At 68.9% G+C, this 12,196-nt stretch carries 11 protein-coding genes, 1 pseudogene and 2 CRISPR repeat arrays; of the genes and pseudogenes, 9 read left to right on the top strand and 3 right to left on the bottom strand.

What is annotated here, in order from left to right:
• The first annotated feature begins 28 nt into the window (after positions 1-28).
• Genes casA through cas2e form a run of 7 tightly spaced genes read left to right on the top strand, consistent with a single transcriptional unit; the run spans position 29 to position 6,319 of the window.
• Positions 29-1,630, top strand: a complete 1,602-nt coding sequence (gene casA / locus ACY0PA_RS00060) for a type I-E CRISPR-associated protein Cse1/CasA (protein WP_473082741.1) — start codon at positions 29-31, stop codon at positions 1,628-1,630.
• The gene (casB, locus tag ACY0PA_RS00055) at positions 1,627-2,301 is read left to right on the top strand and encodes a type I-E CRISPR-associated protein Cse2/CasB (protein ID WP_473082740.1); all 675 of its coding nucleotides are present in this window, start codon (positions 1,627-1,629) and stop codon (positions 2,299-2,301) included. The genes casA and casB overlap by 4 nt, the downstream gene beginning before the upstream one ends.
• Positions 2,302-2,309: 8 nt before the next feature.
• Entirely contained in the window at positions 2,310-3,503 is a 1,194-nt protein-coding gene (gene cas7e, locus ACY0PA_RS00050; RefSeq protein ID WP_473082739.1) for a type I-E CRISPR-associated protein Cas7/Cse4/CasC, read from the top strand.
• Entirely contained in the window at positions 3,500-4,222 is a 723-nt protein-coding gene (gene cas5e, locus ACY0PA_RS00045) for a type I-E CRISPR-associated protein Cas5/CasD (RefSeq protein WP_473082738.1), read from the top strand. Before cas7e ends, cas5e begins: the two co-directional genes overlap by 4 nt.
• Positions 4,222-4,998, top strand: a complete 777-nt coding sequence (gene cas6e / locus ACY0PA_RS00040) for a type I-E CRISPR-associated protein Cas6/Cse3/CasE (protein ID WP_473082737.1) — start codon at positions 4,222-4,224, stop codon at positions 4,996-4,998. Before cas5e ends, cas6e begins: the two co-directional genes overlap by 1 nt.
• On the top strand, positions 4,995-5,972 hold the full coding sequence (gene cas1e, locus ACY0PA_RS00035; RefSeq protein ID WP_473082736.1) for a type I-E CRISPR-associated endonuclease Cas1e: 978 nt from the start codon (positions 4,995-4,997) through the stop codon (positions 5,970-5,972). The genes cas6e and cas1e overlap by 4 nt, the downstream gene beginning before the upstream one ends.
• A complete protein-coding gene (gene cas2e / locus ACY0PA_RS00030; RefSeq protein ID WP_473082735.1) occupies positions 5,969-6,319 on the top strand; it encodes a type I-E CRISPR-associated endoribonuclease Cas2e in 351 nt (116 codons plus the stop codon). Before cas1e ends, cas2e begins: the two co-directional genes overlap by 4 nt.
• Positions 6,320-6,411: 92 nt before the next feature.
• A CRISPR array of direct repeats spans positions 6,412-6,989; the repeat unit is 29 nt; unit sequence GTGCTCCCCGCACCCGCGGGGATGGTCCC.
• A gap of 93 nt (positions 6,990-7,082) precedes the next feature.
• A CRISPR array of direct repeats spans positions 7,083-8,028; the repeat unit is 29 nt; unit sequence GTGCTCCCCGCACCCGCGGGGATGGTCCC.
• A gap of 83 nt (positions 8,029-8,111) precedes the next feature.
• On the opposite strand, the gene ACY0PA_RS00025 is transcribed toward cas2e, so the two are convergent.
• Complete coding sequence (locus ACY0PA_RS00025) at positions 8,112-8,858, bottom strand: vWA domain-containing protein (protein ID WP_473082734.1); 747 nt, start codon at positions 8,856-8,858, stop codon at positions 8,112-8,114.
• Positions 8,859-8,940: 82 nt separating this feature from the next.
• On the opposite strand from ACY0PA_RS00025, the gene ACY0PA_RS00020 reads away from it, so the two are divergent.
• Positions 8,941-9,660, top strand: coding sequence for a DUF6308 family protein (locus ACY0PA_RS00020; protein WP_473082733.1), 720 nt, complete (start codon positions 8,941-8,943; stop codon positions 9,658-9,660).
• A gap of 57 nt (positions 9,661-9,717) precedes the next feature.
• Here the strand turns inward: ACY0PA_RS00020 and ACY0PA_RS00015 are convergent.
• Together ACY0PA_RS00015 and ACY0PA_RS00010 are read right to left on the bottom strand one after the other, a co-directional pair.
• Positions 9,718-9,981: pseudogene (locus ACY0PA_RS00015) on the bottom strand (hypothetical protein); the annotation flags it as partial.
• Positions 9,982-10,142: 161 nt separating this feature from the next.
• Positions 10,143-11,687 (bottom strand): TerD family protein, encoded by a 1,545-nt coding sequence (locus ACY0PA_RS00010; protein WP_473082732.1) that lies wholly within the window; start codon positions 11,685-11,687, stop codon positions 10,143-10,145.
• Between the two features lie 331 nt (positions 11,688-12,018).
• On the opposite strand from ACY0PA_RS00010, the gene ACY0PA_RS00005 reads away from it, so the two are divergent.
• Positions 12,019-12,177 (top strand): hypothetical protein, encoded by a 159-nt coding sequence (locus ACY0PA_RS00005; protein ID WP_473082731.1) that lies wholly within the window; start codon positions 12,019-12,021, stop codon positions 12,175-12,177.
• Positions 12,178-12,196: the final 19 nt, after the last annotated feature.

The raw sequence follows: 12,196 nt of genomic DNA, 5'->3' as shown, positions 1-12,196 counted from the left end.
GTGGATCCCTGTCCTGGACCGTGACGGCATGCAGCGGGAGGTGTCGCTGCGGGAGGTGTTCGAGCAGGCGGGCCGGCTGCGAAGGATCGTCGGTGACCTGCCAACCCAGGAGTTCGCTCTGCTGCGCCTGCTGTTGGCGGTGGCCCATGACGCGCTGGAGGGGCCGGGCGACATCGACGACTGGTCCGATCTGTGGGGCGATGAGCAGTGCTTCACGCCGGTGGGCCCGTATCTGGATACCCATGCCGTCCGGTTCGATCTGCTGGATACGGTGAGGCCGTTTTTCCAGACCGCCAGCCTGCGGACGGCGAAGGACGAGGTGTTCTCCCTGAATCGGATCGTGGCCGACGTCCCCAACGGGGAGCCGTTCTTCTCGGCCCGGATGCCCGGCGTGGAGCGGCTCACGTTCGCTGAGGCCGCCCGTTGGACCGTTCATGCTCATGCGTTTGATACCTCCGGTATCAAGACCGGGGCTGTGGGTGACGGGCGAGCCAGGAGCGGAAAGGTCTATCCGCTGGGGGTCGGCTGGGCCGGCAATCTCGGCGGCGTATTCGTCGAGGGCCGCACCCTGCGCGAGACGCTGCTGCTGAATCTCGTGGCCGCCGACACCGCTAACTTTGAGATCGATGCTGACGATGCGCCGGCCTGGCGGCGCGAGCCGTGCGGCCCGGGCGGCGTTGACCGTGCGCCCACCGGGGTCCGTGATCTGTACACCTGGCAGAGCCGTCGTCTGCGGCTGCACTTCGACGAGCACGGGGTTACTGGGGTCGTCCTCGGCTACGGCGACCCCCTCCACGCGCGTAACCGGCAGCACCGTGAACCCATGACTGCCTGGCGGCGCAGCACCATCCAGGAGAAGAAGCTCGGTGAGAGCCCGGTCTACCTGCCGCGCGAGCACGATCCCGAGCGTGCCGCCTGGCGGGGGATCGCTTCCCTGGTCGCTACGGAGCCGGCCCGCGGTCAGGGCGGTGAAGCTGCGGCCTTCTTGCGGCCGGCGGTGTTGGAGTGGGTGGCCCGGCTGGTCACCGAAGGAGAGCTTGAGCGCGGGTTCCTCGTTCGCGCCCGGGTCGTCGCTGCGCAGTACGGTACCCAGCAGTCCGTGATTGACGAGATCGTCGACGACCACGTCGCCATGGCCGTCGTCCTCTTGCACGATCAGGACCGCCGTTACGCCGAGCAGGCCATCGCCGCCGTCGGTGACGCTGACCGTGCGGTGAACGCCCTCGGTGATCTGGCCACGAACTTGGCCCGCGCCGCCGGTCTGGATGGCGAAGGACCGCGCGCCATCGCACGCGAGCACGCCTACGCCGCTTTCGAGAGCCCCAATCGGCACTGGCTCCATCACCTCGCGCAGGCCGACGACCCCCACGAGCAGCGGCTGGTGTGGCAGCAGCAGGTGTACGAGATCGCCGTCCGGCTGGGGAAGAGGCTCATGGACCCAGCCGGGGAGGCCGCCTGGCAGGGCAGGATCATCGAGCTGATAAGGGGCACCGAGTGGCTTAACTCGGCCCTTGCCGACCGATGGTTCCGCAGCGCACTGACCAAAGCCCTCGGCCAGTCCCAGCCGTCCGGCGCCACATCCGACGCGGGCCCGGCGCCCGCACCCGACACTGCGAAGGCACCCGCATGACCACGACCCCCGGGCCCGTTCGTCCACGCAATCAGGTCACCGACCTCGCCGCACAGCACCTGACCCGCCTGCAACGCGGCTACCTTGCCGACCGGTCCCGCGAAGTGGCTGACCTTGCCCGGCTGCGCCGTGGCGCCGGCCGCGAGGTCGGGCAGCTGCCCGACCTGTGGGGCCTCATCGACACCGCCCCCCTGCATCAGCCCCCGGCAGGAACCCGGCCCTTGACCGAGGGCGAACTCGTGCGTGCCGAAGACGCCTTGCATGCCGCCCTCACTCTGTGGGCCCTGCACCAGCAGTCCCGTCCGACCGGTATGCACCAGGCCGACCGGCCGGACAACGGCCGCGGGCTCGGAGCCGCCGTGCGCCGCATGATGACCTTGGGCGAGATCGACGAACCCCTGCGTAAACGGCTTGTCCGCGCCGGGACCGCGCCCGACCTGACCGCCCTTGCCCAGCGCCTGCGCGACATCGTCCTCCTGCTGCGCCGTGACGGCATCGCTCTCGACTACGCCTTGCTCGCCGGACAGCTCTACACCTGGCAACACCCGGGCGGGCCCGACCTCGTGCGCCGCGAATGGGGCCGCTCCTTCCACACCCGCCCCGACCGGCCTATCCCCGGCGGCACCGCGCCGAGCGCCGGCGACGACACCCGCACCCCGGACACCGAATAGGACTCCTCGTGAACCGCATCTTCCTCGACGTCCACGCCCTGCAGACCGTCCCGCCCAGCAACCTCAACCGCGACGACACCGGCGCACCCAAGAGCGCGGTATACGGGGGCGTTCCCCGCGCACGCGTCTCCAGCCAGGCATGGAAGCGCGCCACCCGCACCTACTTCCGCGACGAGCACCTCCTGGACCCCGGCGAACTCGGGGTGCGCACCAAGAAGATCGTGGAAGCCGTCGCTGAACGGATCAGGGCCCTGGACCCCTCCCTGGAGGCCGAGAGCGCCCTGCGCATTGCGGACGAGACGATGAAGGCAACCGGCCTCAAGACCGAGACCCCCAAGCGCAAGGCCGCCGCCGCGAAGGACGGCGAGCCCGAGCCGGCACCCGAGGCGAAATACCTCGTCTTCCTCAGCGCCCGTCAGCTCGACGGTCTCGCCCGCCTTGCCCTGGACGGCGCTGCCGACATCACCGGCTTCCTCAAGGAGAAGAAGAACAAGGACCGCGCCAAGGAGATCGCCGATACTCACCACTCGGTCGACATCTCCTTGTTCGGCCGCATGGTTGCCGACGCCGCCGACCTCGGCGTCGATGCCGCAGTCCAGGTCGCCCACGCCCTCAGCGTGCACCGCGTTGAGGCCGAATCCGACTACTACACCGCCGTCGATGACACCAACACCGACGCCGAGACCGGCGCTGGAATGATCGGCACCGTCGACTTCAACTCCGCCACCCTCTACCGCTACGCCGCCCTCTCCGTCCACCAGCTCGCCGCCAACCTCGGCCACGGCCTGCGCGAAGAAGAACACCCCACCACCCTGGTGCGCCGGGCCGTCGAAGCCTTTGTCCACGGCTTCATCGCCTCCCTGCCCACCGGGAAGATCAACACCTTCGGTCACCACACCCTGCCCGACGCCGTGATCGTCACTCTGCGCACCACCCGCCCCGTCAGCTTCGTCGCCGCATTCGAAGAGCCCGTCCGCGGCGACCTGGGCGGCCACGTCCGCGAGGCCTGCGACCGCCTCGCGCAGTACATCCCCGACCTCGAACGCGCCTACGGCAACGCCGACTCCACCCATACCTGGGTCCTGCGCGTCGGCCCGAACACCACCGAACTCTCCGGCATCGGCACCGAAACACCCAGCCTCAGCGCACTCCTGACCGCGGTGGGCCAGACCGTCACCGACCGCCTGGAGAAGCCCGCATGAGCGTGCTCACCCTCCGCCTCGCAGGCCCCCTGCAGTCCTGGGGGGCCTCCGCCCGCTTCACCCGGCGCACCACCGAATCCGCCCCCACCAAAAGCGGCATCATCGGCATGCTCGCCGCAGCCGCCGGCATCGAACGCGGCGACGACGCCCGGCTGCAGCCCCTGGCAGCCCTCAGATTCGGCGTCCGCATCGACCAACCCGGCACCCGCACACGCGACTTCCACACCGCCAACCACGCCGTCAGCGGCAAATCCATGCCCCTGTCCGAACGCTTTTACCTCGCCGACGCCGTCTTCGTCGCCGCCCTCGAAGGCAACGACACCACCCTCCTCGCCACCCTCCACGCCGCACTGCGCAACCCCGTCTACGCACCCTTCCTCGGCCGCCGCTCCTGCCCACCCGCCCAACCCGTCGACCTCAACCTCCACACGGACACCACCCTCGAGGACGCCCTGCGCACCGAGCCCTGGCAAGCCTCCGGCTGGTACCGCAGGCAGCACCGCGACCAGAGCGGCATCGAACTGACCGTGCTGCGCGAGGCACACAGCAACGAAACCGACACCGACACCCTGCGCGACCAGCCCCTCAGCTTCGCCGCCGCCCACCGCCGCCACGCCCTGCGCACCGTCGTCACCGACCGCGTGCACCTCACCATCGCCACCGGACGCCAACTGCCCGCGCACGACCCGTTCGACGGCCTCGAGGAAGAGAGCGCCTGATGTTCCTCACCCGCTTCCGCGTGAACACCGCACGCCCCGGAGCCCGCCGGCTCCTGTCCTCACCGCAGGTGATGCACGCCGCCGTCATGTCGTCCTTCCCCACCCTGCTGCCCAGCACCCCCCAGCGCGGCGGCCCACGCGTCCTGTGGCGCCTGGACCACACCCAACACGCCGAGGTCATGCTCTACCTCGTCAGCCCCGACCGGCCGGACCTGACCCACCTCGTCGAACAGGCCGGCTGGCCCGCCGCCGCCGAACCCGCTGCCCCCGGATGGGAGAGCCGCCCTTACGTCCCCTTCCTCGACCGCCTCACAGTCGGCGGTCAGTGGGCGTTCCGCCTCACGGCCAACCCCGTCCACCACATCCGCCGCAAGGACGACGAGCCGACCAAACGCACCGCCCACCTCACCCCCGTGCACCAAATGGGCTGGCTCCTCAAACGCCAGGAACCCTGCGGCTTCCGCATCCTGCAAAAGCCCGACGACCGGCGTCTTCTGCCGCACGGCACCACTCACACCCAACAACCGCACCACGGTGACCGCTACGAACTCACCGTCCACGACAAGCGCAACCTCGCCTTCGACAAGACCCGAGCCACCGCACCCGCCGGCCGTAAACCGCCCGTCAGCCTCGTCACCGTCACCTTCGACGGCCGCCTCGAGGTCACCGACCCCGACCTCCTGCGCCGCACCCTCACCCAAGGACTCGGCAAAGCAAAGGCCTACGGCTGCGGCCTGCTCACCCTCGCACCCCTGCCCCGACAGGCGACACCATGACCACCGTCTCCCGCCGCACCGCCCTCACCCCGCGCCAACTCACGCGCACCGGCGAGCGACTGTCCTTCGTCTACCTCGAACGCTGCACCGTCCACCGCGACGCCAACGCCATCACCGCCCAAGACGCAGACGGCACCACCCACATCCCCTCGGCCACCATCAGCACCCTGCTTCTTGGTCCCGGCACCCGCATCACCCACCAGGCGATGAGCGTCCTTGGAGAAACAGGCGCCGCCGTCTGCTGGGTGGGTGAACACGGCGTGCGCTACTACGCCTCCGGCCGCGCCCTGACCCGCTCATCCGCCCTCGCCGAAGCACAAGCCACGCAATGGGCCAACACACGCAGCCGACTCGCCGTCGCCCGCGCCATGTACCGCCTGCGCTTCCCCGACGAGGACCCCTCCGACCTCACCCGCAAAGAACTCCTCGGCCACGAAGGACGCCGCCTCAAAGACTGCTACCGCACCCAGTCAGCACGCACCGGCATCCCCTGGCACGGCCGCCGCTACACCCCAGGTGACTTCACCAGCGGCGACCCCGTCAACCAGGCCATCACCGCCGCAGCCCAATGCATGTACGGCATCGCCCATGCCGTCGTCACGTCCCTCGGGTGCAGCCCCGCACTCGGCTTCGTACACTCCGGCCACGAACTGTCCTTCGTCCTCGACATCGCCGACCTCTACAAGACCGAGATCGGCATCCCCGTCGCCTTCGACACCGCAGCCGAGGACGAAGAGGACGTCGGCCCCCGCACGCGTCGCGCACTGCGTGATCGACTCAACGAAACCGCCCTGCTCGACCGCTGCGTCAACGACATCAAGCGCCTTCTCATCCCTCACGCGCCTCAAACATCCCCCACCAGCGACACCACGGACGTCGTCACGCTACAAACCGACCACGACCGCGTAGTTGCGGCAGGCCGCAACTACGGCGGAACCGACGAATTCCCTGACGGGGTGGAGACGGTCTGGTGACTGTCATCGTTCTCACCAACTGTCCGGCCGGACTACGCGGCTTTCTCACCCGCTGGCTCCTCGAGATCTCTGCCGGCGTCTTCATCGGCAACCCCTCCGCCAGAATCCGCGACCTGCTGTGGGACGAGGTACAGCAATACGCAGATCAAGGCCGTGGCCTCCTCGCCCACACAACCAACAACGAGCAAGGCTTCACCTTCCGCACCCATGACCATGCCTGGCAACTGGTCGACCACGAAGGCCTGAGCCTGATCCGCCGCCCGAGCCAGAACGGTACTTCGAGCACACCAGCGCTGAAGAAGGGCTGGAGCAACGCGTCCAAACGACGCCGCTTCGGCAAGGGATAGCCAGCCAGATAGGGCCTTTGCGTGCTATGTCGGACTCGCTGAAACTATCTCAGAACAGCCTGCCGCCAAAGCAAAGCCGCAGGTCGCGAAGAGTGCTCCCCGCACCCGCGGGGATGGTCCCGAGGCGAGCACCTCCGACTCGTTCGCCCGCCCGTGCTCCCCGCACCCGCGGGGATGGTCCCCTCCTGATCAGGCTGCGGCGTAGTCATGGCTCGTGCTCCCCGCACCCGCGGGGATGGTCCCACGCCGTGAGAGAGGTCTCTTTCAATGTCCCCGTGCTCCCCGCACCCGCGGGGATGGTCCCGTGGCGGGCTTGTCTGGGCCGTTGCTGGCGGTGTGCTCCCCGCACCCGCGGGGATGGTCCCCGGGACAGCGCCACAGGCAAGACCTTCGGTCCGTGCTCCCCGCACCCGCGGGGATGGTCCTCAGGGCCGCGGACATCACCGGAACCCGATTCAGTGCTCCCCGCACCCGCGGGGATGGTCCCTTCACGGTGTTCGGCTCCGCGCTCGTGCTCGGGTGCTCCCCGCACCCGCGGGGATGGTCCTCCAGGCCGCGCACAGCACCAGCGGCGGGGCGAGTGCTCCCCGCACCCGCGGGGATGGTCCCGGGTACCGGATCACGTCAATCCGGTTGCGGAGGTGCTCCCCGCACCCGCGGGGATGGTCCATACGGCACCGGGCCCGACGTTGTACTGGGCCCGTGCTCCCCGCACCCCGCGGGGATGGTCCCGAACCGTCCTTATTCAGGCTCGGCTGTCCGTCGTGCTCCCCGCACCCGCGGGGATGGTCCCCCAGGCGGGGCCTTGTCCGCCTCCAGGAGTTCGTGCTCCCCGCACCCGCGGGGATGGTCCCGGGTCGCCGATAAGCGCACGGGCCCGCCTGCTGTGCTCCCCGCACCCGCGGGGATGGTCCCGCTGCTGAGGGCGACGATGACGAACTCCCAGGGTGCTCCCCGCACCCGCGGGGATGGTCCCGAGCAGTGGCAGCGCCGCGCGGTGCAGATCCTGTGCTCCCCGCACCCGCGGGGATGGTCCCCGGCCACGGGCGGGGAAGTCCGGGGCGGGTCGGGTGCTCCCCGCACCCGCGGGGATGGTCCCGGGCAGCCGTGGCTGGTCGACGGGCACCACCGGTGCTCCCCGCACCCGCGGGGATGGTCCTGCAGACGGCGGCCGAGCGCAGTCCGCGCGAGCGTGCTCCCCGCACCCGCGGGGATGGTCCCACCAGGAGCGCGCCCAAGTAGGCCCGGTTCTGGTGCTCCCCGCACCCGCGGGGATGGTCCCTGGGCGGGGGCGGTAACTGCCGTTCATCGCTGGTGCTCCCCGCACCCGCGGGGATGGTCCCAAGACGCGCTCGCTCATGCCGTGGGCCGTGAAGTGCTCCCCGCACCCGCGGGGATGGTCCCGGCCGGGCCCGACTCACGATCGAGCGGAACAGGTGCTCCCCGCACCCGCGGGGATGGTCCCCACGAGTACGGGATGAGCAGGTCCCAGACGATGTGCTCCCCTCACCCGCGGGGATGGTCCCATCGGCGACGGCAACGGAGTCCACTACCTCGGGTGCTCCCCGCACCCGCGGGGATGGTCCCTCCCCCACCTTGGGCATGGAGCGCGGGACGAGGTGCTCCCCGCACCCGCGGGGATGGTCCCGCCGACGGCGTGCTCACGCCCGGCAATCCGAAGTGCTCCCCGCACCCGCGGGGATGGTCCCGAGTTCAAGCTCACGGGCGGCGCGCCGTCGTTGGGGCTGACTGCCTCCTGCCCAGCCGGTAAGGGCTGGCGCCGTCTGAGACTTCACTGCACGATGCGGGCGGTTCGGGCGGCGGCCAGCCAGTCGGGAAATTCCTGGAGCAACTGGTCGAAGAGCCGGTGGTCGGCAGTGGCCTTCGGGGCGCGGCCGGCGTGGAAAAAGCCGGCGTTGTCGACGACGCGGCAAGTTGGCACGGCAAGAGTATCCAGCTTTCGCAAGAACGTGAACTCGTTGCTGTCAGGGTCACCGAAGCCAACGAACTGCCAGAAAAGGGGGAGGCGTGCTGCTTTGCATAGGTAGCGTTCGGCGGCGAGCTTGCTGGTGGGCCCGCCGTCGGTCTGGAAGATGACCAGGGCGGGGGAGCGGCTGCCGGACTTCGTGTAGTGGTCGATGACCTCGTCCATGGCCCAGTGGTAGTTGGTGCGCCCCATATGACCGAGGTTCTCGTGCAGCTTGTTGACGCGGCCGCGGTGCCCGCCGAGCGCCAGGTCAGTGGACCCGTCGACATCCGTGGAGAAGAACACCACCGGCACGATCCCATCGTCGTCGAGATGAGCCGACAGCGACAGGACCTGCTCGGCCAGATGCTGCATGGTCCCGTCCCGGTAGTAGGGCCGCATCGACCCGGACCGGTCCAGCACGAGATACACCGCGGCCCGCACGCCCTCCAGCCCGTGCCCGCGGATACTGTCGCCCGCGACCTTGTACAGGCTGACCAGGTCAGGCGCACGTTCTTGCACCTTGGACAGGCTGATGGCTGGTGCTCGCTGCATGCCGTTCGTCTCGGTCATCCCCTCATGGTGACGCCTCGCTGCTGACCAAAAGCAGCGTTTACCCAATGCGACCGTCGCGAAAGAGATGAAGTGGCTCCGAGTGCTGCACGTCGACCTGCCTGATCTGGAGCCGCTGGTGTCCTTGCCCGACCTTCCCCATCCTTTTGCGGAACGGCTCCATGCCCTTGTCGCCGCCGCGGGCTCCGTCGCGGACCTGCGCCGCTACTTCGGCATGGACCGACCTCCAGGGGCCGCTGCGTTCACAGGAGCCCGATTCCAGGCCCTGGGCGGTGGAGGTGACCACCCAGCAGTCGCCGACACGGTAACTGCCGAGGACCTCATCGCAGTGCAGACCCTGTCAGTCACCGTTCCCGCGGCTGCCGCACTGGATCTTCTGGAAGGCCACGCCGGGACACAACTTTCCACGCTGCTTCGTGCCATTCCCCGGGACCTGGACATGGCCGACGCCACGGAAGCCGACCTGGCTCCCGGCTCACCGGCACACAAAGCATGGCACGTACTCCGTGACCAGCCAGGCATCGGATGGGTCACCGCCGGCAAACTCCTCGCCCGCAAACGACCCCGACTACTGCCCGTCTACGACCGCGTCGTACGCTGCGCCGTTGGCCAGCCACGCTCCTTCTGGCACGCCATGCACAGCGCCCTACGCGCCGACGGCTACGCCCTCCAACGTGAGCTGCTGATCCTGAGGCAGGCTGCCGGACTAACCGAGGCGGTCAGCGTGCTGCGGGTCTGCGATGTCGTGGTCTGGATGCGGCATCACACCGATCACCAAGACGTCGGCTGCACCTGGGAGTGATCGCGGGCCAGGGGTATTCCGTCCGGACCGAAGGCCTGTCCGTTCGCCCGTGCCCCTTCAGGAGTACGTCCAATGCCACGCGTTCGCGCTGTAGGCGCACTTGATCCGTGCACCGCTGGCGGTGGTCGTCAGGGTTCCGTGATCGCTGTTCCGGCAGAACTGTCCCGCCTGGTAGCCGTTGCCCGCGTGGGAGACGATGGAGCGCCTGCCGCTGCTGCCATGGCTGTTGCTGGTCCCGGCGGCCTGGCGGACGGTGACGGTCGGGCCGGGTGTCTTGACGGTCCTGGTCTTGGCGACCGTGGGTAAGGGCTCGGGCCTTGAACCTCACGGCTGGTACGGAGAACCCCCACGGCCTGGTTCTCAAGGGGGCGTTTGATGTTGCAGTAGTGCTGGTGCGGTGAGGACCCACCGGGTGTCGTCGATCCTTCGCTTGGGCTTCAGGGAGGACGGCTTCGAGCGTCTCGACGGTGGAGCGGGGCTGGTTACTCGATGTCGACTCCGTGTGCGCGGGCGAGTCCGTCGAGGCCGTCAGCCCAGCCTTGCCCGATAGCCCGTAGTTTCCAGATGGGTTGGCCGTTTGAGTGGTGGCGGTAGAGCTCGGCGATGACCATGGCGCGGACGTTGGGATCTGCTGGGGGCCGGAAGGTCCAGGCGGCGCCGGTGGCACAGTCCATGTAGAGCGCCGCGTGGGTGAGGGCGGCACAGGTCAGGCCGGTATCCACGTCCATGTTGATCGAGACGACGACGCGTTGCACGTGCTCGGGCAGGGCAGTGAGGTGTACGGCAGCCTTCTCGGTGACGTGAGGGCCTTCGGCCTGCTTGCCCAGGAGGCGGGACGCGCCGTTGGCGGCAGAGGGCTGGTTGTAGAAGACGAAGTCCTGGTCGTCGGACACGCGGCCGTCCGTGCCGGTAAGGAAGAGGGTCAGGTCGGCGTCCGCTCCGGCAAAGGTGAACGCGATGAGCATTCCTTGCCAGGCCTCTTCCGGCAGCACCACTGTCTGGCCGGGGATGAGAGACGTGGCCGGCTCGCGGTGTGGTTGCGGGGCCGAGTTCGGAGGACGAGGGGAGATCGATGAAGTCCCCGTGTCGCTTTGCCATTCCGCGAAGGTGCGGATTCGATACGGATCAGATCCAGTGGCCGGCGTACGGCCACTTGGCGTGCTGTTGGCACCGAGGCTGATGTCCAGGTCGGCCAGGGAAGGTTCCGGTGTGTCCGGGTCTTCTTGGGCGTGATCGAGCAGGTCCTGGAGTCCGGAGGTGCGGCTGATGTCGAGCGGCTTGATTGTGCTGGAGAAGGTCCCGGAGGCCGTCGTGGTGACCGAACACGCCACGTCCTGCCCGATGTCCAAGAACCGCAGGGCGTCCTCGGGTTCGTGCCAAGGTGTCGACGCGACGGCTTGGCGGGTCCAGCGCCCGTAGGCCACAAAGCCGAGGAGCTGGGTGTCAGGGAGGCGGGTGAGAACAGCGAGATCGACGGCAGTGATGCCGGGTGCGGTGGCGAATCCTTCCTTGAGGGTGGCGACGATGTTGGAGCCCATGGAGGTGAGCCACCACAGGGTCCGGTCTCGTTTGGTGAGGTTCTTGAGGGTGGGGCGCCCGCTGGGCGTGAGGCCCGGGGTCTGGGTGGGCATCGCGTCGAGATCCTGCTGGCGCATGACGACCGACAGCACCGAGCCGTCGACCCCGACCGCGCACCCAGCGGCCGGATTGTCGGAGAATGCGGTGTTCACCGCCTCGCAGACGGTCTCCTCGTCGTTCGCCGTGAGCGCCTGCCACCAGTGTTCCGCCTCGGCGCACAGTGATGCGTGCGCCGCACGCAGGCGTGCCTGTTCGGCGGACAGGAAGGAGGGCGCCTCCAAGGCCGCACGGGACTTGGCCGCGCTGCGTTCGGCGCGGGCGAAATGGCTCACTCCTTGCAGATGGAACGCCTGAGCCTCGGCTTGGGCCCAGGGCAGGCCCAGCGAGGGAGGCCCAGGCACGACGGGCTGGTGCGCCATTGGGAAGGACTGCAGATGCACGCTGGTCATCTGCCGGCGAAGCTCCGTCAACTGGGCAATAGCTGCATCCCGCTGGGCATCTTGCTGTGCGCGCTCCGCCTGTCGACGTGCCCGGTCGAGCTGCGCCGCCGAAGGTGCCACGGATCTGGGGCGCGAGGCTGTGCGGCGGGTACTCGTGCCGCGGCGGCTGCCTCCGCCGCGCAGCGAGCTTGAGGCGTAGAAGGGGCCGAGGCCGGACGAGATACGGGCTCCGCCGCTGCCGACGCTGATGCGTGCCGCGCGGGGACCGACCGACGTACGCACACCTCGTGTTGAGACCCGCACACTCATTCCCGGCACACCGACCCGGAAGCCAAAGCCCATGGCAACTCCTTCTCTTCTCAAGGAGTCTGCCACCGAATCCGCCCGCACCGACTGGGAACGCCGCAGGACCAGACTCGACGAACGGCAGCGCACCCTGGCCGTCCTCACCGCTCTCGAACTGAACCGTTCCGGGTTCGATAGGGACTCGATCATTTGAGAGGATCGAGTCATGGCAG

It is taken from the genome of Streptomyces sp. DS1-CR2, assembly GCF_055760475.1.
This window is presented reverse-complemented; position numbering and strand designations above follow the sequence as displayed.